The organism is Acidobacteriota bacterium, from assembly GCA_020845575.1.
GTDB lineage: Bacteria > Acidobacteriota > Vicinamibacteria > Vicinamibacterales > Vicinamibacteraceae > Luteitalea.
The window spans coordinates 66962-86432 of sequence record JADLFL010000018.1; the positions used below are offsets into that span (position 1 = coordinate 66962).

Below are 19471 nucleotides of genomic sequence, written 5' to 3' on the forward strand. Positions count from 1 at the left end.
CGGCAACCCGGCAACCGGCCAACCCGGCACCCGGCAACCCGGCAACCGGCCAACGGGCGGGCCGGGCAAGCGCGGCCCGCCCTCCCCCGTCCTCGGCTTGTCGACGAACGGCCGATACGCTATAGTTCGTGGTTCGGGCTGGTCATCAGATGATGATCGGAAGCGAGCACTCCTCTCGGCGTGCGCAGTTGGCTCAGCGGTAGAGCACCGCCTTCACACGGCGGGGGTCACTGGTTCGAATCCAGTACTGCGCACCATCATTTTCCTAATGAATTCGACGGTGTCCAGACTGAGTCGCGCCGGGCTCTGAGCCAGGAGTCGTGGGTTCGAGTCCTGCCTGAGGAGCAGCACGGCCGCCGCCGATAAACCTAAGCATCTTGGGTTATAGTGGTGTCTACGCCATGAAGGTGCGCGACATCATCAAGCGACTGCAGGCGGACGGCTGGATCCTCGAGACGCAGCGCGGTAGCCACCGCCAGTTCGTCAACCCGGCGTTCTCCGACAGGAAGGTCACCGTGAACGGCAAGCCGGGCAACGACTACTCCGGCGATTTGTTGCGCTGGATCTTCGAGCAGGCCGGATGGGACTGGAAGACGCGCCGCTGATGGCATCCTCCTCACACACAGATAGACAGGAGAAATAGTGATGGATCGCGTGCAGCAGTTGCAGTCGTTGTGTGGCGAACTCTATCAGGTGCTCGGCACGGCTGGTGCGCCGGAGGCCGTGTTGGACAAGGTCTGGGCCGCCGCCGCAGGCAAGCCGATCCCGGACGTGCGCCTTTTGCCGATCCACGTGTCGGACTTCGACGAGATCCGCGAACGACAGGACATGATCGACGCGGTGGCCGCGTTGATGGCCCCGCGCCGTGCCGCGCTCATCGGCGCCGAAGGTGGCCGAAGCACGTCGAAAAAGAAGGCCGCCGCCGCTCGCGCGAACGGCCGCAAGGGTGGACGACCGCGCAAGACGGCGACTGCGTAGGATGTGGAATGCGTGACGCCACGCTTGCCGCGGTGATGTGGGAAGCGCGTCACGCGCTCCTCTTCAACGCAGACCTCGCGAAGCCCGCGAAACGGATCAGGGTGAGGACGACCCGATCGGGAACGCAACAGCCATGACCGACGACGACAACCCGCCGCTGACACCCGTTCTCATGAACCGCATGCGGCCTGCCGCGGACGTGCTCCCGCCGAGCATCGTCGAGCAACTCGGCCTTCGTCAGCGTGGAACTCAGGCGACACCGGCGACGCCGACGAAGGTCTCAGTTCCACTCGCTGAAGCGCTGAAAGGCGAGTGAACGCCGGCTCACGGCAGGCCGAGTTGGCGCGCCAGCTGTTGCAGTCCGGAGTCGTCCGGTGCCAGCACACGAAGACGACCGACATAGCGACGCGCACGTTCGATGTCGCGTGTCTTCTGCGCTACGCCGAGCCCGGCGTCCAGCAGATCGCGGTCGTCGGGATGCCGCGCCAATGCGGCGTCGATCACACCGAACGCATCGACGAAGCGCGACTGCGCGTCGAGGGCCAGCGCGTACGCAAAGGCGTATCGCGGTTCGTCGGGCTCGGCGCGCGCGGCGCGTGCCATGAGATCCACGGCTTCCGCGCCGCGCTGCTGGCGATAGACCGACAGTCCCAGCGCGTACAGCAGCGCGCCGTTCTCCGGTATCGCTGTCAGGCCGCGTCGAAGCGTCTGCTCGGCCTGCGCTTCCCGACCGGCATGGCGCTGGAGCTCGGCGAGATTGACGTACGCCGGGATGAACCACGGCGTGCGACGAATCGCGGTCTCGTAGCGTGCCATCGCGGCGTCGACGCGACCGGCCTTCTCATCGAGTAACGCGATGTTGACGTGGGACTCCGGGCGATCCGCGTTGAATCGTGCCGACGCCTGCACCTCGTCCAGTCCCTTCGCCAACGCCGCCTGTTGTGCGGACGTCAGCCACGCCGCGGGCTCCCCTGCCAGCGCCGACGCGGCTTCCAGACGAATGGCGCGAAGCGGGTCGTCGAGCAGGCGGCCGGCCACGCGCGCACGCGCCGCCGGGTCGAGCGTCGACACGCCCTGAGCGACGGCAAGGCGCACGAGCGGATCGGCATCAGCGGCAAGGGCGTCGAGCGTCGTGTCGAGGCCAGTCGGCGCCACGCGCGACAGCGACTCGATGGCCGTCCCACGAACGATCGCGGGCTGAGCAGCGTCGCGCGCGATCGCTGCGAGTCCGGGACCAGCGTCTGCGCGCCCGTGTCGCGCGGCGGCGACTGCGTCGGCCACCTGCGGCCGCGCGCGCCACCTCGGCGTTCGCCAGCGATCGAGCGCGGCAGCTGCCCACGCCGGCGTCTTGCCGGCATGACACGACGTGCATGTGTCCTTGACGCCCAGCCGTTCCGTGAGATCCGGGCGCGGCACGCGGAAGCCGTGATCGTGACGCGTGTCGACGCCCATGTAGGTTTCGGTCGGCATGTGACACGCCACGCACGACGCACCGGTGCTGCCTGGCGCATGACCGTGGTGCGCACGCACGTCGAACGTCGACGGCAGGTGGCACTGCGCGCACAACGCGTTACCGCCGGCTTTCGGTTTCAGGCTGTGCGGATCGTGGCAATCGCTGCACGTGACGCCGGCGGCGTACATGCGGCTCTGGAGGAACGAGCCGTAGTTGTAGACCTCGTCCTGCATCTGACCGTCGGCGCGATACAGGCCCTCGGACAGAAACGCCGGTGCGTACGCGTCGAGCCATGGCTGCCCGGGCACGTGACCGTCGACTCGCTCCGAGCGCCGCGCGTGGCACGGCGCGCAGATCTCCACCTCATGCCGTCTCGTGTCGGCGGCAGGACTCCGTCTGGCGATGCCCGTCTTCATGTCCATCGCCCACGTCACGTGCCGGCGATCGCGCATCGACGCCGTGAGCTCCATGCCGGCTGGCGTCGCGGGAGCAGGCGCCCCCGCTCGACGCGCGTCAGCCCAGGCCACATGCGCCGACGCGGGTCCGTGGCACGCCTCGCACGAGACGTCCATCTCCGACCAGGTCGTCTTGTAGGTATCCGCATCCGCGTCGTAGCCCTTTCGCAGGTTCGTCGAGTGACACGCCGCGCACTGCGCATTCCAGTTCTGCGCGAACCCGGTCCAGTGCAGGACGTCGCCGTGGCTGACGTTGTCATTCGGATACAGGTGGTACCAGCGCTGCCCGCCGTCGGCTTTCGCGCGCGCGTCCCACACCACGCTCAGCGCCTGGTAGCGGCCGCCCGGGAAGGCAATCAAGTATTGCTGCAGCGGGTACACGCCGAAGACGTACGCGACCTCGTACTCGGTCATCGCGCCGTCCGGCCCATCGGTCGAGACGATGAAGCGCGAATCGCGCGTGGTGAAGCGCGTCGTCACGCCGCCGTAGGTGAAAGAGGTGTTGCGAAAGTCGCCGAGCACGGTGGTCGGCGTCGCCTCCTGCATCGCGAGGTCGTGGTGCGAGCCTTCCCAGCGTCGCACCTCGGCCTCGTGGCAGCGCCCGCACTGCTGGCGTCCGACGTACGCGACATCGGTCGAAGCGACGGCATCTCCCGAGCGATTCCCGCGCGCGTCAGCCGGAGGCGATGGGTCGCGGCGGCACCCGCCGAGTGCCACCACCATGAGCGCGGACAGAAGCCACGCCGCGCCAGTCGCCATACGCATGCGGGAGCACTATAGCCGGCAACGGGCAACGGGCAACCGGCAACCGGACGCACGAGCAGACATCGGGTCCGCCTTCGAGCTGACGCGCTACGGCGCGGCAAGCAAGGACGGAGACGGTCCGGCCCGCCCTACCAATCTGGACGTGGTGCGGCGACACGCCGGGTAGGGGCGGCTCTCCGAGCCAGACCCTCCAGCGGCGCGTCTGGTCGCGCTATGCGCGGCGACGACGCAGGGCGAGGCCAGCGAGGGCTGTGCCGAGCAGGAGCAGCGACGCCGGTTCGGGTACGGCGGTCAGACGCGCCCGAATCTCGCCTCCCGGGAACGTACTCGAGTGGATGTTGAGGTACGCGCGCCCGGTCTGCAGACCAGCAAGCAGGACCGCTTCCGCTCCCGTGGTACCACCGTTGGCCGTGATGAACGAGGGGTCGTACGACGCTGCGTCAGTCATGTCGAACGTGTGAACGTAGGTCCCGCTCGTCACACCCGACGGAAACCCGACGAAGGTCGGAACCTGCGTGGCGACACCGGCGTTGCCGACGCCAGGATCCGTCGTGCAGCAGTGGATGTGCGACACGGTGGTGTTGCCGCTCAACCCCGAGAACGTCGCCTCCACGCGCATCGTGTGCGCAACGGGGTCGAACCAGATATCGGCCCATCCCGTGCCCGGCGCGCCGACAACCTCGGGTGCGAGCGCACCGCTGAACAGGATGGGGGCGGCTGTCGCAGGCGACGCAGCGAACAGCACCGCAGCGGCCAGCGACGTGGGGACGAGGGACTTCCGCAGGCGGAACACGGACGTCAACACGGAGATGCGCATCTGAGCCTCCGAACGGCGCACGGCGCCGACGTAGAGGTGGAAGGACAGGCCTGAGGGACAGCACCTGACTCTACGCCCACCGGATCGGCACGGCAAGCACAGCCGTTGACGCGACAGGGATGGCTCGACGCGCCAGCCGTTCCGCCGTAGCAAACCTGCCCCAGGCCCAGGGACTTGAATTGGGATAGCATCGACCTGTCTGTACAGCCGGCGTTCCGCTCGTCCGCGTCGCGTTGCGTCCGGTTGTCTCAACGGGGGTGTCGATGATGCGAGGTCTTGTCCCGTTCGTGGCGCTGGTCTTCGGCTGCGGTGTGATGGTGGCGGCAGCCGGTCAGACGGGGGTGCAAGCACCACAGGCAACGACTCAGGCGCCTGCCGCGCCGCAGAGTGGTCCTCCTGACGAATGGCTGCCGCCCGCGCCGAAGAACCTCAAGCTGCTGCCGAAGGACATCGAGCCGAAGGCGCTGCTCGCGGTGATGCGCGGGTTCAACGAAGCAATGGGCGTGCGGTGCGTGTACTGCCACGTGGCCGGCCCCGACCCGACGGACATGAGCGCCTTCAACTTCGAGAGCGATCGCAAGGGCAGCAAGGAAGCGACGCGCGAGATGATGAAGTACACCGATGCCGTGAACGAGGTCTTCCCCGCGTCGGTGGGCGACGCACCGAAGCCCGGCGAGTTGCGCGTGACCTGCTACTCCTGTCACCAGGGCCGACGTCATCCTCCCACCTCTCGTCCGGCAAATCAGCCACGAGAGGAATGACAGATGATGAGTGACGGGGCTCGCTGACGACGGGCTGCGGTTGCCCGTTGCCGGCTTGCCGGTTGCCGACTTGACAGTATGTGTTTAAACACACATACTGTCTGCATGCCGTCGCCACTGCAGACCGAACTCAAGCAGACACGGCCTTTCAAGACGCCGCTCGAAGAAGCGTTCGTGGCGATCATGCGGACCGCCGCGGTGCTCGAGCACACGCTCGAAACGGCGCTCAAGCCGCTCGGCATCACGAGCACGCAGTACAACGTGCTCCGCATCCTGCGCGGGGCCGGACATGACGGCCTGTGCCGCGGCGAAATCGGCGCGCGCATGGTCCGCCGCGTACCCGACGTCACACGGCTGCTCGATCGCCTCGAGGACGCTGGCTACATCGAACGCACGCGCGGTGCGGATCGCCGCTACGTCACGACGCGCATCACGCCGCAGGGGCTCGACGTCCTCGCCGGGCTCGACGCCACCATCACCGCGTTCCATCGCACGTATCTCGGCGCGCTGGTGCCCGATCAGGTGCAGACCCTCCTCGACCTGCTCGCCGAGATCCGCCGTTCACCCACGTAGCGCGAACTGACGAACGGGCTGTAGGGGCGACGCCTGCGTCGCCCCTACATGGCCATCGCTCCATGCGTCCATCTGTTCGACACCTCATTCATCCCATCAATACGAGACCAGGCTCATGACCACTGCCAGCGCATCATCCGTCACCACGTATCAGATCGACCCCGCCCACTCCGAGGCCACGTTCACGGTCCGTCACCTCATCACTCGGGTGCGCGGCAGCTTCACCGACTTCGCCGGGACCATCGCCTTCGACGAGGCCGACCGGGCGCGCTCGACCGTGTCGTTCACCATCCAGGCGGCCAGCATCGACACCAACCAGCCCGATCGCGACGCGCACCTTCGCTCGGCCGACTTCTTCGAGACCGAGACGTACCCCGCGATCACCTTCGCCAGCACCGGGATCGCGTCGACGGGTGGTGACGCGTACGCGGTGACGGGCGACTTCACGATCCGCGACGTCACCAAGTCCATTGCGCTCCCCGTGACGTTTCTCGGCAAGGCCAAGGATCCGTGGGGCAACGAGCGCGTGGCGTTCGAGGCCGAGTACACCATCAATCGCAAGGACTACGGCTTGAACTGGAACGCTGCGCTCGAAGCCGGCGGCGTCCTCGTGGGCGACGAGGTGAAGATCGGCCTGTCGATTCAGGCGATTCCCGCTCAGTGAGTCGCGGCAGTGGGCCAGGGCACCACCCATTCGACCAATGCGTCGGTGGCGGTGCCCTCGGGCCGCACGCCCCCTGACATCTCCAGGTCGGACCACCGCAGCCGTCCGTGCACGCCCCACGGCAGCACGCGAACGCGGCCGGCCGACGGTTCGACGCGCACTTCGACGAAGCTCTGGAAGAACGGCGCCTCGTTCGAGTCGAACAACGCCGACAACCATTCCGCCGTGAACGGCCATCCGTGGAGCGCGCGGATCCACCACCAGGCAGGCCGCTTCCACCACGCGGTCGTCGCGTCGATCTTCGCGGCCACCGCGTCGTAGCGCGGGTAGTGCGCCCACGTCGGCGTCGCCGGATCGTCGGGCCACGCCAGAGACGATCCGAGACTCAGGTAGGCCCCTCCCCCACCATTCACCCAGTGATACATCGTCTCTGCCGGCGCGTCGGAGGGACGTTCGACGTAGTACTCGAGATCGTGCGTGTCGCCCGCCATCGCGATCGCCACGCCATGCCGCCGCAGCAGCGCGTGAATGGCCGCGAATCCCGTGGCGTCGGTATCTGTCGCATCGGCGTGATACCGGCCACCGGCGTAGAACGGGTGTCCGAGCACGACCATGATCGCCTTGCCGCGCGCAGCCGTCAGCGCGTCTTCCAGCCACTGCCACTGCAGCGGATCGACGCGCTGCGCGATGCCTGTGTCCAGCGCGATGAGCGCGAATCGCGCCGTCTGAATCTGGAAGAACGGCGCACGCTGGAAACCGACGGGCACGCGATACTCCGCCGCGAGGTGCTGCGCGCGTGCGATCAGGGCCTCGATGTCGGCGTCGGTGGTGCTGCCGATACCTTCATCGGCTTCGATCCGCGCCCGCATCGCCACGCGGGCGGCCGCTGGTTCGAGAAACGTCGCGGCGAAGCCTTCGAGCGCGTCGTACCAATCGTGGTTGCCAGGAATGGCATAGACCGGCACGCGCACGCCCTTGAACGGCAGCCAGAAGTTCGCCTCGTAATTGCGCATCGCCCCTGCCGGATAGACGACGTCCGACGAGATGACGAGGAACCTGACGCCGGGCTGCGCGGTGGCGGCCAGCAGTGAGTCCTTGAGCACGAGCTGCGACGCATCGCCTTCGCCCGTGTCTCCGATCACGATGAATCCGAAGTCGCCATCGGCGGGGAGTCCCGCGGGACTGACGGCGAACGCCTGCGCGCCGCTGCCCACCGGACGCACGCGCGACACCTCGCGCACCATCGCCTCGCGCCACGTGTCGGTGCGCGCCTCGGCCCAGGAGTTCCAGATCCCGGCGGCCCAGTTCTCGGTGTCGAAGTACCAGCTCATGCCCCACACGGGCACCGTTGCGGCGATCACGGCCGCCGCCGGCAGTCCGATGCGCAGGCCACGCCTGAGAGCCGTCAGTGGTGCGTAACGCATCTGGCGCACGCGCACGGCGAATCGGAGTCGCGCCACGAGCCACAGCCTGGCTGCCCGTTGCGCGGCACGCGCCGTCCGTCCCGCCGGCGACACGAGCACGAGCGCCCACGCAGCACGCTCGAGCGGACGCGTGAGCCGCCGGAACAGCAGACGCGCGGGCGTGACGAGGAACGCGGCAATCAGCAGCGCGATGAGCCAGTCGCCGAGCACGGCGATGGCGGGAGAGACCGTGGCGAGCAGGGATCCGTCAAACCCCATGCGCGCCGCGTGCAGGGCGAACAGCGTGGCGGTGAAGCCGACCACCCACTCGCGATCGTACGGTCCGCGGGCGGCCTCCTCCTCCTCGATGCGATCGGCGATCGCCGCCAGTTCCGGCCTGCCGTGCAGACCGAGGTCGACGAGCGCCGTGTCGCCCGCGTCACGCCAGGCGAGCACCGGTGCGCCAAGGACGTTCCACGCCGATCCGAGGATGCGCAGCGACGCCGTGATCGCCACGGTGAGCCACAGGACGCGATCGCGCAGGATCAGGATCACCAGCGCCACGACCAGATTGCCGACGAGCGGGAAGGCCCACGCGCGCCAGTTCAGCGGCGTGATGCCGCGGAGCGCGGCCTGTCCGCGCCAGGCATGACGCCCCGCGTCCAACAGGAACCACGCGCCGAGGATCGCGACGAACACCTCGGCCACGACGGCGGAACTGTTGAGGACGACGAGGCCGATGAGCGCCGTACCGGCGCCGTCGATCGAAGCCGCCCTGACATCTGCGGCGTGGGCACGCCGGAAGCCGTCGTAGACCTCGAGCAAGCCCGCGACAACGAGGAGTGCGCCAACGCGCGCCATCGCGCTCTCGGCCGCGATCGGCGTGACGAGCGCGAGTGCGGCGAGGACGAACAGCAGGATGCCCACGCCGCGCACGTGGCGCCGCGTGGGCAGGGGTTCGGGGAATGGTGTCAGTGGGCCGGAATCCAACGCGTCTGGCACGGCGGTTCCCGGACCGTCGACGCGACTACGGCAGTTCCCGCAGCCAGATGTTGCGGAAGCTGAGCGGCTCGCTCGGGTCGCCGTGCGCCTGCAGCTTGATCGGCGTGGGGCCGTGCACCTTGTAACTGGGCTTGCCGATGTACAGCGTCTGGCCCGTCAGTTGGTAGCCATTCTGGATCAACACGCCGTTGTGCAGCGCCGTGACGCGCGCGGGCGACTTCAACGACCCGTCGGCGTTGAACGTGGGCGCCGCCCAGATCACGTCGTAGGTGTTCCACTCGCCGGGCTTGCGCATCGCGTTCGCGAGCGGAATCGCCTGCTTGTAGATGCTGCCGGCCTGCCCGTTCGAATAAGTGCGGTTGTTGTACGAATCGAGGATCTGCAACTCGTATCCCCCGTCGCCGCCACCGACCGACGCGAGGAACAGGCCGCTGTTGCCGCGTCCCTGATCCTTGCCCGTGATGTTGGCCGGCACGCGCCACTCGATGTGGAGCTGGTAGTTGGTGAACGACTGCTTCGTCTGGATGTTGCCGACGGGCTTGTTCACGACGAAGACGCCGTCGGCAACGGTCCAGCCGGCGGGTGCGCCATCCTTCGCGTTCACCCAGGCATCGAGGTTCTGTCCGCCGAAGAGCACGATGGCGTCGGAGGGCGGCGCGGCGTCTGTCGCACCAGGCGTGACCACCTTCGGCTCCGGCTCCCACACCTCGGTGTCCTTCGGGCTGGGCTTCTGACCGGGAGCCTGCTCTTGTGCGGCCGCCAGGGGAACGACGAGCAGCGTCACGAGCACGCACGCCGCGGAAACACGAGTTCGCTTGGTCATGGCTCCGCGGAAATATAGCAGCTTCGCCGGGCACTCGCGTTCGCGCCTGCGGCGCTACGGCGCGGTGCGCCAGCAGGCGAGCTCAACGACCGCCGGATGAATCCGGCCGCTGGGGGGCCTGTGTCCGGCATTCGTCATTCGTCATTCCACCCGCATTCCCGGCATTGCGGCATTCCCCGCCCTACCGCTTCTTCGCCGCTCTGCGACGTGGAAGCGAGGCACTCGCAGCGGCCGGGACCACCACGCTGCGGCGGCGCGCCGTGGTCCGCGGCCTGACGGGCATCGGTGCGATCGTCAGCGGGACGAGCGACGCCGGCGTGAGGCGGTAGCCGAAGTCCGTGCCCGGGAATGCGACGGCCAGACATTCGTGGACGTCGCTCGGGTGCGTGCCGCCCGTGAATGCGTGCTTGATCAGGTCGAACGTGTGCAACAGCAGGCCGCCGTGTTCGTCGATGTCGGCATCGAGCAGGTACGTGTCGCGGCCGTCGCGCGTCACACGCGCCACCGAGAACTGCAGGTTCGCCTTCCGCTCCGTCGTCTTGACGCTCGCACCGCGGTCCACGCGAGACACGCCGGGAATCGCGCGGAAGTTGTCGAGGTGCAGCCCGACGGGCGCGAATTTGTACCCTGCGGGCCCGCGCGCCGCCAGATCGTGGACGACCGCCCAGCAGGCCTCGTCCACCTCGGCGATGAACCGCTCACGCGTCGCGAGGAGCAGTTCGCGCACGGAGGCGAACCATGGCCGCTGCGTGCCCGGCACCTTCTCCACGCGCAGACGACCGTAGAGATTGAGCAGGCACTGCTTGGCCAGTCCGCGCGATTCGTCGGAGGCATCGATGGCGTCGAACGCATCACCCGTACACTCGACGGGTGCGGAGAACTGACCGACGCGCAGGGCCGGCGAATCGCCAAGCACCGCGCGCAGTGGATCGAACGGATCGGCGAGGCGGCGCCACGTCGTGAAGGAGGGCTGCCAGTGCGAGGGCCGGCGCGGCAGCATCAACTGCCGCATCGGCGTCACGCGACCGTCGCCGTCCGCCGTGCAGGTCACCGCGCCATCGCGATACAGGCGGGGTGTCACGCGCAGAATCAGCCCCGTCGTTGTCGGCGGCCCGTCCTCGATCGCGAGTCTCACGGGTGCGCCTGCGAGGACCACAGTGGCGCTCACGGTTCCAACGCCGCTGGGCGGGCCGAGTCGCACCTGCACTGTGGGATCGTGCACAGGCACATCGGCCACGTCGTGGATGGCGAGATCGAGCGTCAAGCGCGGCATGCAGCCTCCCCAGCCTCTCCCCCCGGACGCAGGGGCTCTGGAGTGGTCAAACGTCGAACAGCCCCGGATTGCACAGGGTTCCGTCAGCGGGGGTGTCACGTTTCACCGCGTCAGGACCACGAATCCGGCAATGGCTTCACGCCTCGAAAGGTCGTCAATGCGTATCCTGGTCGTCATCCTCTCCGGCGTCTGCGCCCTCGCGGCGTGTACGCGCAACCTCAACGTGTCGTCGATTGCGCCGTCGATCACCGAAGGCGTCTCGCGCCAGGTCGGTCTCGATCTGGACAAGGTGACGTGCCCCGGCGAGACACGTCCTGTCAAGGCCGACGACACGTTCGACTGCGTGGGCGACGTCAAGGGCGGAGGCACGCTCACCATCACCGTCACGCAGACCGACGACAAGGGCAACGTCTCGTGGAAGGTCACGCGTACCGAGGGTCTGCTCGACCTTGCCAAGGTCGAGACGTCGATCGTCACGGGTCTGAAGACACAGGCGCAGGTGGATGCGAAGGTATCGTGCGGCGGCCGCTGGAAGGCGGCCAAATCCGGTGACCGCTTCGACTGCAGCGCCACCGCGCCCGACGGCACGCCCATTCCCATCGGCGTCACGGTGACCGACGACAACGGGAACGTGAACTGGGAAACGAAGTAGCCGCACATCCGGCGGGCACCGGTCAGGCGTTCGTGCTTCAATGAGGCATGCGATGCGCCGCGGTGGTGTTCGCGCTGCTCGCGGGGGTCATCGGCCTCCGCGGGCAGGAGCCAGACGGCAATCGCGCGAAGGATCCCCTGCGTGCAGCGTACATGCGCGCGCACTTCGAGCAGACGATGGCCGTGCACGACGCGATCGTGCGTGGTGATCTCCAGACAGCCAGGACGCAGGCCGCGATTCTGGCCGAGCGCAGTCCTCTGGTGCCGATGCCCGTCGGTGCCGAGGCGTTCCACGGCGCCTTCACGCGTACGGCCCGCCAGGCCGCCACGGCCGCCACCCTGGCACAGGCAGCACAGGCAACGGCGTCGGTGCTCGGACTGTGCGGCCAATGCCATCGGGCGATGCGAGTCACGGCAGACGTCCCGCGCGATGGCGCGCCTGCGACGGCGGACGGGCCCGGCGGCCACATGCAGGTGCACCACGAGGCGGCCACGGCGCTCATCGAAGGACTCGTGGCCCCGTCCGAGTCCCGGTGGGCCTCCGGCGTGCGGCTGTTCGCCACCCCACGCGTGGACGAGGCGCAGGTGCCGGCTCGGATGCGTCGCACGATGCGCGACGCCGAGGCCGCACTCGCCACGCTCGCCGGCAGGGCGACGCAGGCCCAGCGCACCAGGGACCGCACCGACGTCTACGGCAGGATGCTCGCCACATGCGGCGAGTGCCACGCGCGGACGAGGCGATAGGCGCGTGGACATCTTCCAGGCTGTCGTCACGCTGTTCATCATCATGGACCCGCTCGGGAACATTCCGCTGTTCCTGTCGGTGCTCAAGGCCGTGCCTGCCGAGCGGCGGCGCCGCGTGCTCCTGCGCGAGATCGCGATTGCCTATCTCGTGCTGCTCGTATTCCTGTTTCTCGGCAACCAGCTGCTGACGTTTCTCGGATTGACCGCCGAGACCATCAGCATCGCCGGCGGCATCGTGCTGTTCCTGATCGCGCTGCGGATGATCTTCCCCGACGAACGACGTCACGCCGGAGAGGCGCCGCAGGGCGAGCCGTTCATCGTGCCCCTGGCCGTGCCACTGTTCGCGGGGCCGTCCACGCTCGCGGCCGTGCTGCTCCTGCAACGATCAGCCGGATCACAGGGTGGAGCCCTGCTCATCGCGGTGACCGTGGCGTGGGCGATCAGCGGCGGCATCCTGATGTCGTCGACGTTCTTCTACAGGCTCCTGCGCGAGCGAGGGCTCATCGCCGTCGAACGCCTGATGGGGATGCTCCTCGTGATGGTCGCCGTGCAGATGTTCATGAACGGCGTGAAGACCTTCCTCGCACGCTGACGCCACACCCCCCTGTCCTCCATCCCGGCATTCATGTCCGAAAACGGCGTATCTGGCCGTCACCACGATGCTAGGCTGCTCGTGTGTCGACCTCCTCGGTGCCCGCATCGTCACTCGATCCTCAGGTCTGCGAACAGGCGCGGCTGAGCCGTGACGCCCGCTTCGACGGGCTGTTCTACACGGCCGTGACGTCGACGGGCATCTACTGCCGGCCCGTGTGTCCGGCGCCGGCGCCGCGGCCGCGACACATCAGGTACTTTGCCAGCGCGGCGGCCTGCGAGGCAGCCGGATTCAGGCCGTGCCTGCGATGTCGCCCCGAACTCGCGCCAGGCGACGGCGCCTGGCGTCACGCCGACGATGTGGTGGCACAGGGCCTGGCCAGGATCGAGGACGGCGCGCTGACCGAAGCGCCACTGCATTCGCTGGCCGACGATCTCGCCTTGAGCGAGCGACACCTGCGCCGGCTGTTCATCGATCGCCTGGGCGCATCGCCGGCCGGCGTCCACGGGACGCGACGGCTGTTGCTCGCCAAACAGCTCCTCACCGAGACGAACCTTCCCATCCTCGACGTGGCGATGGCGGCCGGCTTCAACAGCGTGCGGCGGTTCCAGACGACGCTTCGTGAGGCGTACGGGCTGTCGCCGCGTGACATCCGCCGCTCGGCGCGCGAGACGGCCACGCCCGATGACGGCCTCGTCCTCCGACTTGCGTATCGTCCGCCTTACGCGTTCGAGGCGCTCCTCGCGTTCCTGCGCGACCGCGCGCTGCCCGGACTCGATGTCGTCACCGCCGACAGTTACGCGCGCGCGTTCATCACGGCCGACGGCCCTGCCTGGTTTCGCGTGAGCCCGTGGGATACGTCCGCCGGGTCGAGCGCTCACGCGCTTCGTCTCGAACTCCACGGGGCACGACCCGCGCTGCTCCTGCCGATCGTCGCGCGCGTGCGACGCATGTTCGATCTCGACGCCGATCCATGGGCCATCGCCACCACGTTGCGCCGTACGCCACGACTGCGCCGGGCACTTGCCCACACGCCTGGCATCAGAGTGCCTGGTGCGTGGGACGGCATGGAAGTGGCGGCACGCGCGCTCATCGGACAGCAGGTCAGCGTGGCGGCCGCCAGGACGCTCGCCACGCGCGTCCTGCATCGCCATGGCACACCGCTACCGGAGCCGTTCCATGCACACGGCTTCACGCACGTCTTCCCATCCGCTTCGACGCTGTCTGACGCCGATCTCGATGGCATCGGCCTGACGCGCGATCGCGCCCGAGCGCTGCGCACCGTCGCCCGCGGCGTGGCCGACGGCACGCTGCCGCTCGCACCGGGTACACCGCTCGACTCCCTGGTGGCGCGATGGACGGCGGTCCCCGGCATCGGCGACTGGACCGCGCACTACATCGCCATGCGCGCCCTGTCGCACCCGGACGCGTGCCCCGCCGGCGATCTCATCGTGCGCCGCGCACTCGGCGACAACGGCGATGCATTGACCACGAGCGCGGTGCGGCGCTTGGCCGAAGCCTGGCGCCCGTGGCGCGCCTATGCCGTGCTCTATTTGTGGAGGACCGCATGACCATCACCCATACGACCATCGACAGCCCCGTGGGTCCGCTCCTGCTTGCCGCCTCCGATGCCGGCCTGCACGCGGTCGAGTTCAACGCGTCGACGCACCCGGTCCTGCGTACGTCCGACTGGCAAGAGGGCTCGCACCCGCTGCTGGACGTGGCGACCGCGCAACTGGCTGAGTACTTCGTCGGCGCGCGCCGGACGTTCGACCTGCCACTCGCGCCTGTGGGGACGCCGTTCCAGACGCAGGTGTGGCTGACGCTCGCGACGATCCCCTATGGGGAAACGATCAGTTACGCGACGCTGGCCACCCGCGTCGGACGTCCCGCCGCATCACGCGCCGTCGGAGCCGCGAACGGGCGCAATCCCCTGCCCATCGTGCTCCCCTGCCATCGCGTGATCGGCACGGACGGCTCGCTGACTGGCTTCGGCGGCGGCCTGCCGACCAAGCGCTTCCTCCTCGAACTCGAAGGCGCGCTGCCGGGCTCGCTGTCGCTCGGGAGCTAGATCCGCGGGATGAATCCCATCGGAAGCGACCGGCAGGCGTCGCCACTCCGGCAGGGCTCTCCGCCCTTCGGCACGCTCAGGGCGACCTGAGCGGAGTCGAAGGTCGAGCCCGGCGCTCATGGGGTGGAGCGTTTCAGTTCCTGCCACTGCTGGTCCTGGAACACGGCGCGCGGATCGAATGACGGGGAGTTGCTGAGGATGTAGCTGCCATCGCCACGGCTCCAGGCCTGGTCGTAGCCGCTGCTCAACTCGACCTTGCCATCGCCGCCCTGCCATGTCTGCACCTCGCGGATCGACTGCACGAACGCCGTGTGCATCCGATCCTGGCTGCTCTGCTGCGCTTCCCAACTCCGCATGTTGGCGTCCATGGCGGCCATGCGCTGTTCGAACCGCTGCGTATTGGCGGCACCCTGCCGCTGGATGTCAGCCATCCGCTGCTGATGCGCGCGCGTGTTGGCCGCCGTCTGCGCGGCGAGCGCCTGCATGCGCTGATGGTGGAGTACGTCCTGCTGCTGGCGCATCCGCGCGAAGTAGCCGTTGATCGCCGTCTGCCACTCCGGGTTGGTGCGATGGCTGGACTTGATGTTGGCGAGGATCGCCTCGGCTTCCGCGCGGCGCGACGCCGGGAAGCGGAGCACGCTTCGCTCGGGCGCGTTGCTGTTGGTCAGCTGCTGTGCCATCCCCGCATACGGATTCACCGTCGTCGTCACGCCATTGAACACGGAGACGAGCGCGATGCCTTCTGTGCCATCGGGCCAGGAGAGGTTCGCGATGACGGCATCGGCCGAGAATTCCGATCGCCCACCGGCGTTGTATTGCGTGAGCGCGGCGTAGTTCTGCCGGATGCCGTCCCGCAGCGCCTGCGTCGCGGGTGCGTTGTCGCGCACGTCGACGATCGTGGCGCCCTGCAACTCACGCGGCACGAACACCTCTCGCAGGTACTGCGTCGCATCGACGACACCGCCCACTTCGCAGCCGCCCTGCTGTTGCGCCATGCGCATCAACTGGAGGTGCGTCGGATCGGACGCCGAACCCCAGACGTGGACGGGCAACACCTGATAGCGGATCGCGCCATCAGGCGACGTCGCACTCCAGCGCGCCCCCACCATCTCGCCGCGACACTCCTGGAGGCCCTTCCACACCACGCCGCCCTCGTGCACCCACCCGCGCGGCAGCAGCACGCTGAACGCTTCGGCCGGCTGCTCGAACCCGGCCTCGTCCATGAAGCGCACGCGCTCCAGCACCGTGTAATCGCGGCCCTCGACGAAGTTCGCGGCTGTCGCAGGACCGGACGACGAGCCGTCGTTCGTCCCGCCGGAATCGCCGTTCCCGCCACACGCCGCCATCACGAGCGTCAACGCGACCGGCACTACTGCAGCAACTGTTCGCATGACAGGAATCCTCGCACCTGACGAACGGGCTGACGTCCGTTCGCTCCATTCTGGAGATGACGCAGTTGGTATGGAGGCCAGGGGTTTCAACCCATGGCGCATCCGTCAGTAGATCGCTCTCGAGCGGATCGTACCGTCGAGAGCGGCGAGCTCCTTGCGCAGCGCCTGCGTGTCGGTGTCGGGACCGGCGTCGATGTCGATCACCACGTAGCCGATCCGCGGGTTGGTCTGCAGGTACTGGGCGGCGACGTTGACGCGATGGTCCGAGAACACGTCGTTGATGCGCGACAGCATACCCGGGCGATTGTGGTGGATGTGGAGCAGCCGGTGCTTGCCGGGATGCCCGGGCAGCGCAACCTCCGGGAAGTTCACCGCCGACAGCGTCGAGCCGTTGTTGCTGTAGGTGAGCAGCTTCTCCGCCACTTCGACGCCGATCGCTTCCTGCGCCTCGGCGGTGCTCCCGCCGATGTGCGGCGTCAGGATCACGTTGTCGAGGCCGCGCAGATCGGATCGGAACTCGTCGCCGTTGGATTCGGGTTCCTGCGGGAACACATCGAGCGCGGCACCAGCAAGGTGATCGGCACGCAGCGCGTCGGCCAGCGCGTCGATCTGCACGACGGTTCCGCGCGACGCGTTGATCAGATGTGCACCGGGACGCATCGCCGCGATCTGCGTGGCGCCGATCATCCCCTGCGTCTCGGACGTTTCAGGCACGTGCAGCGTCACGACATCGGACGCCGAGAGCAGCGCATCGAGCGACCGCACCGCCTGCGCGTTACCAAGCGCCAGGCGCGTCACGATGTCGTAGAACTGCACGCGCATCCCGAGCGCCTCGGCCAGCAGGCCCACCTGCGTCCCGATGTGTCCGTACCCGACGATGCCGAGCGTCTTCCCACGTACCTCGAACGATCCGGAAGGCGACTTGTCCCACTCGCCGCGATGCGCCCGCGCGTTGCGTCGGGGCACGCCGCGTAACAGCATCACCACTTCGGCGATCACGAGTTCGGCCACGCTCCGGGTATTGGAGAACGGCGCGTTGAACACGGGGATCCCCAGGTGCTCCGCCGTCTGGAGGTCCACCTGGTTGGTGCCAATGCAGAACGCGCCGACGGCGATGATCTTCGGTGCCGCCGCGAGGACGTCGGCCGTGAGCTGCGTGCGCGACCGGATCCCGACGATGTGCGCGTCGCCGATGGCGTCCTTCAGGGCCTGCCCCTCGAGCGCGCGCGGGTGCTGATGGACGTTCACGTACCCGTCGGCGTGCAGGGCATCGACGGCACTGCTGTGCACCGATTCGAGCAGGACGACCTTGATGAGCGACTTGTCGAACGATACTGACGCGGAGGCGGCGGCCACTGCCATCCGGAGATCGTCGCTCCCCGTGGCGGCGGTTGTCAAAGGAGCGACGGCCGCCGCGTCAGGCCATCGCCAGGAACTGCACCTTCGGGTTCTCGCGTTCGCAGAACTGGAGGTCCCACTCGGACGGGAACAGCAGCACGCGCCGTTCCTGTCTGTCGGTCGTCGACAGCACGTTGTTCGGGAGCGTGAGCCGAGCGCCAGCGTCGGCCTGGACCCACCGCGCCGCCACGTACGACAGCTTCTCCACGCGACACGCCACGCCGTATTCCTCGCGCATGCGGGCCTCGATGATGTCGAACTGGAGCGCGCCCACCACGCCGAGAATCGGGTACCGCGCGCCGTGCACGGGGAAGACCACCTGCATCAACCCCTCCTCCTCCAGCTGTCGCACACCATCATCGAACTGCTTGAAGCGGACGTCCTGCAGACGCAGGGCGCCGAAGTGCTCGGCCGGGAAGTGCGGAATCGGCGGATAGACGACAGGCGCGCCCGCGTAGAGCGTGTCACCGATGCCGAAGCGCCCCGGATTCACGAGACCGACGACATCGCCGGGATACGCCTCCTCGATGGTCTCGCGATCGCGGCCGAAGAAGCGGCTCGGACGCGACAGCCGTACGGGCGCCTGCAGACGTGTGTTCACCACCTGCATGTCCTTGGTGAGCACGCCGGAGCACACGCGCACGAAGGCCACGCGATCGCGATGCTTCGGGTTCATGTTCGCCTGGATCTTGAAGACGAACCCGCTGAAGTCCTGCCGGAGCGGATCGATGGGACTGCCGTCGGCGTCGGGACGGATCTGGGGGCACGGCGCGTATTCCACGAGCGCGTCGAGGAACGACTCCAGGCCGAAGTTCGTGAGCGCGCTGCCGAAGAACACCGGCGTCTGCGTCGCGGCGCGATACGCGTCGATGTCGAAATGCGTGCCTGCCGCCGCCAGCAGGTGAACCCCTTCGAGCAGTTCATCGCGAGCCTGCTCGCCGATGAGGCCGACCAGTTGCGGATCGTCGGCGCCGGTCACCGTGACGGGCGCCCGGCGTGCGCTCCGCGCGATGCGCTCGTAGAACAGCACTTCGTTGCGGCGCAGGTCGTAGACGCCCTTGAAGCGATCGCCGGTGCCAATCGGCCAGTTCATGGGTGCCGCGGACACGCCGAGCACGCGCTCGATCTCGTCGAGCAGGTCGAGCGGATCGCGCCCAGGCAGATCGAGCTTGTTGACGAACGTCAGCATCGGCAGCTGACGACGGCGGGCGACCTCGAACAGCTTCCGCGTCTGCGTCTCGATGCCCTTGGCCGCGTCGATCACCATCACCACGCTGTCGACGGCAAGCAGCGTGCGGTAGGTGTCTTCGCTGAAGTCCTTGTGGCCGGGGGTGTCGAGCAACGTCACACGGCGGCCGTGCAGCTCGAATTCGAGCGCCGCCGATGTGATCGAGATGCCGCGTTCCCGCTCGATGTCCATCCAGTCGGACACGACATGCCGCTGCGACGCGCGGCCCTTCACGGCGCCCGCCAGCTCGATCGCGCCGGCATACAGCAGCGTCTTCTCGGTGAGCGTCGTCTTGCCGGCGTCGGGGTGCGAGATGATGGCGAAGGTGCGCCGCCGCTCCACTTCGCGCCGCAGCACCTCGGAGACGGCCGGAACGGGAACAGACATCCGACCATTGTGCCTTAACCTCGGCCAGGCACCGGGCACCGG

Annotated in this window: 17 protein-coding genes, 1 tRNA gene and 1 pseudogene; 11 read left to right on the top strand and 8 right to left on the bottom strand. The window is 68.1% G+C overall.

The features are described 5' to 3' along the window. Positions 1-182 precede the first annotated feature (182 nt). From IT182_05550 to IT182_05565, 4 genes and pseudogenes are all read left to right on the top strand, one after another. A tRNA-Val gene (locus IT182_05550) sits at positions 183-257 on the top strand. Between the two features lie 144 nt (positions 258-401). Next, positions 402-605 carry a type II toxin-antitoxin system HicA family toxin gene (locus IT182_05555; protein MCC6162797.1) on the top strand — a complete coding sequence of 68 codons (204 nt, stop codon included), beginning with the start codon at positions 402-404 and terminating at the stop codon, positions 603-605. Positions 606-876: 271 nt separating this feature from the next. Beyond that, positions 877-978 (top strand): annotated as a pseudogene (locus tag IT182_05560) (DUF2442 domain-containing protein). Positions 979-1111: 133 nt separating this feature from the next. Continuing rightward, the gene (locus tag IT182_05565; GenBank protein MCC6162798.1) at positions 1112-1294 is read left to right on the top strand and encodes a hypothetical protein; all 183 of its coding nucleotides are present in this window, start codon (positions 1112-1114) and stop codon (positions 1292-1294) included. 8 nt (positions 1295-1302) lie between these two features. On the opposite strand, the gene IT182_05570 is transcribed toward IT182_05565, so the two are convergent. Further along, a complete protein-coding gene (locus IT182_05570; GenBank protein MCC6162799.1) occupies positions 1303-3651 on the bottom strand; it encodes a tetratricopeptide repeat protein in 2349 nt (782 codons plus the stop codon). Between the two features lie 211 nt (positions 3652-3862). Beyond that, positions 3863-4435 (bottom strand): CHRD domain-containing protein, encoded by a 573-nt coding sequence (locus tag IT182_05575; protein MCC6162800.1) that lies wholly within the window; start codon positions 4433-4435, stop codon positions 3863-3865. A gap of 296 nt (positions 4436-4731) precedes the next feature. On the opposite strand from IT182_05575, the gene IT182_05580 reads away from it, so the two are divergent. The 3 genes from IT182_05580 to IT182_05590 all read left to right on the top strand — a co-directional run bounded on the left by IT182_05580 (position 4732) and on the right by IT182_05590 (position 6466). Continuing rightward, entirely contained in the window at positions 4732-5229 is a 498-nt protein-coding gene (locus IT182_05580; GenBank protein MCC6162801.1) for a c-type cytochrome, read from the top strand. 183 nt (positions 5230-5412) lie between these two features. After that, positions 5413-5802 (top strand): MarR family transcriptional regulator, encoded by a 390-nt coding sequence (locus tag IT182_05585; GenBank protein MCC6162802.1) that lies wholly within the window; start codon positions 5413-5415, stop codon positions 5800-5802. A 115-nt stretch (positions 5803-5917) separates the two neighbouring features. After that, positions 5918-6466: a YceI family protein gene (locus tag IT182_05590; protein ID MCC6162803.1), complete on the top strand. Its 549-nt coding sequence runs from the start codon at positions 5918-5920 to the stop codon at positions 6464-6466. Here IT182_05590 and IT182_05595 read toward each other — a convergent pair. The 3 genes from IT182_05595 to IT182_05605 all read right to left on the bottom strand — a co-directional run bounded on the left by IT182_05595 (position 6460) and on the right by IT182_05605 (position 10967). Further along, positions 6460-8871, bottom strand: coding sequence for a metallophosphoesterase (locus IT182_05595; protein ID MCC6162804.1), 2412 nt, complete (start codon positions 8869-8871; stop codon positions 6460-6462). The two genes, IT182_05590 and IT182_05595, sit on opposite strands and share 7 nt — an antisense overlap. A gap of 25 nt (positions 8872-8896) precedes the next feature. Continuing rightward, positions 8897-9694: a DUF1080 domain-containing protein gene (locus IT182_05600; GenBank protein ID MCC6162805.1), complete on the bottom strand. Its 798-nt coding sequence runs from the start codon at positions 9692-9694 to the stop codon at positions 8897-8899. Positions 9695-9875: 181 nt separating this feature from the next. Continuing rightward, on the bottom strand, positions 9876-10967 hold the full coding sequence (locus IT182_05605; GenBank protein ID MCC6162806.1) for a hypothetical protein: 1092 nt from the start codon (positions 10965-10967) through the stop codon (positions 9876-9878). Between the two features lie 157 nt (positions 10968-11124). Between IT182_05605 and IT182_05610 the strand changes: the two genes are divergently transcribed. The 4 genes from IT182_05610 (at position 11125) to IT182_05625 (ending at position 15025) form a co-directional block, all read left to right on the top strand. Beyond that, positions 11125-11619, top strand: a complete 495-nt coding sequence (locus IT182_05610; GenBank protein ID MCC6162807.1) for a DUF4333 domain-containing protein — start codon at positions 11125-11127, stop codon at positions 11617-11619. Between the two features lie 429 nt (positions 11620-12048). Further along, positions 12049-12954, top strand: coding sequence for a YhgN family NAAT transporter (locus IT182_05615; protein MCC6162808.1), 906 nt, complete (start codon positions 12049-12051; stop codon positions 12952-12954). Between the two features lie 83 nt (positions 12955-13037). Beyond that, positions 13038-14525: a DNA-3-methyladenine glycosylase 2 family protein gene (locus IT182_05620; GenBank protein MCC6162809.1), complete on the top strand. Its 1488-nt coding sequence runs from the start codon at positions 13038-13040 to the stop codon at positions 14523-14525. Beyond that, entirely contained in the window at positions 14522-15025 is a 504-nt protein-coding gene (locus IT182_05625; protein ID MCC6162810.1) for a methylated-DNA--[protein]-cysteine S-methyltransferase, read from the top strand. The genes IT182_05620 and IT182_05625 overlap by 4 nt, the downstream gene beginning before the upstream one ends. 116 nt (positions 15026-15141) lie before the next feature. On the opposite strand, the gene IT182_05630 is transcribed toward IT182_05625, so the two are convergent. From IT182_05630 to IT182_05640, 3 genes are all read right to left on the bottom strand, one after another. Beyond that, positions 15142-16416 (bottom strand): hypothetical protein, encoded by a 1275-nt coding sequence (locus IT182_05630; protein ID MCC6162811.1) that lies wholly within the window; start codon positions 16414-16416, stop codon positions 15142-15144. A gap of 105 nt (positions 16417-16521) precedes the next feature. Next, positions 16522-17778 carry a phosphoglycerate dehydrogenase gene (serA, locus tag IT182_05635; GenBank protein ID MCC6162812.1) on the bottom strand — a complete coding sequence of 419 codons (1257 nt, stop codon included), beginning with the start codon at positions 17776-17778 and terminating at the stop codon, positions 16522-16524. Between the two features lie 55 nt (positions 17779-17833). Next, positions 17834-19429 carry a peptide chain release factor 3 gene (locus IT182_05640; GenBank protein ID MCC6162813.1) on the bottom strand — a complete coding sequence of 532 codons (1596 nt, stop codon included), beginning with the start codon at positions 19427-19429 and terminating at the stop codon, positions 17834-17836. Positions 19430-19471: the final 42 nt, after the last annotated feature.

Coding starts and splice junctions, on each gene's coding strand:
- IT182_05555 (MCC6162797.1), top strand. CDS start 402: ATGAAGGTGCGCGACATCATCAAGCGACTGCAGGCGGACGGCTGGATC.
- IT182_05565 (MCC6162798.1), top strand. CDS start 1,112: ATGACCGACGACGACAACCCGCCGCTGACACCCGTTCTCATGAACCGC.
- IT182_05570 (MCC6162799.1), bottom strand. CDS start 3,651: ATGCGTATGGCGACTGGCGCGGCGTGGCTTCTGTCCGCGCTCATGGTG.
- IT182_05580 (MCC6162801.1), top strand. CDS start 4,732: ATGATGCGAGGTCTTGTCCCGTTCGTGGCGCTGGTCTTCGGCTGCGGT.
- IT182_05585 (MCC6162802.1), top strand. CDS start 5,413: ATGCGGACCGCCGCGGTGCTCGAGCACACGCTCGAAACGGCGCTCAAG.
- IT182_05590 (MCC6162803.1), top strand. CDS start 5,918: ATGACCACTGCCAGCGCATCATCCGTCACCACGTATCAGATCGACCCC.
- IT182_05600 (MCC6162805.1), bottom strand. CDS start 9,694: ATGACCAAGCGAACTCGTGTTTCCGCGGCGTGCGTGCTCGTGACGCTG.
- IT182_05605 (MCC6162806.1), bottom strand. CDS start 10,967: ATGCCGCGCTTGACGCTCGATCTCGCCATCCACGACGTGGCCGATGTG.
- IT182_05610 (MCC6162807.1), top strand. CDS start 11,125: ATGCGTATCCTGGTCGTCATCCTCTCCGGCGTCTGCGCCCTCGCGGCG.
- IT182_05615 (MCC6162808.1), top strand. CDS start 12,049: ATGGCGCGCCTGCGACGGCGGACGGGCCCGGCGGCCACATGCAGGTGC.
- IT182_05625 (MCC6162810.1), top strand. CDS start 14,522: ATGACCATCACCCATACGACCATCGACAGCCCCGTGGGTCCGCTCCTG.
- IT182_05630 (MCC6162811.1), bottom strand. CDS start 16,416: ATGCGAACAGTTGCTGCAGTAGTGCCGGTCGCGTTGACGCTCGTGATG.
- serA (MCC6162812.1), bottom strand. CDS start 17,778: ATGGCAGTGGCCGCCGCCTCCGCGTCAGTATCGTTCGACAAGTCGCTC.
- IT182_05640 (MCC6162813.1), bottom strand. CDS start 19,429: ATGTCTGTTCCCGTTCCGGCCGTCTCCGAGGTGCTGCGGCGCGAAGTG.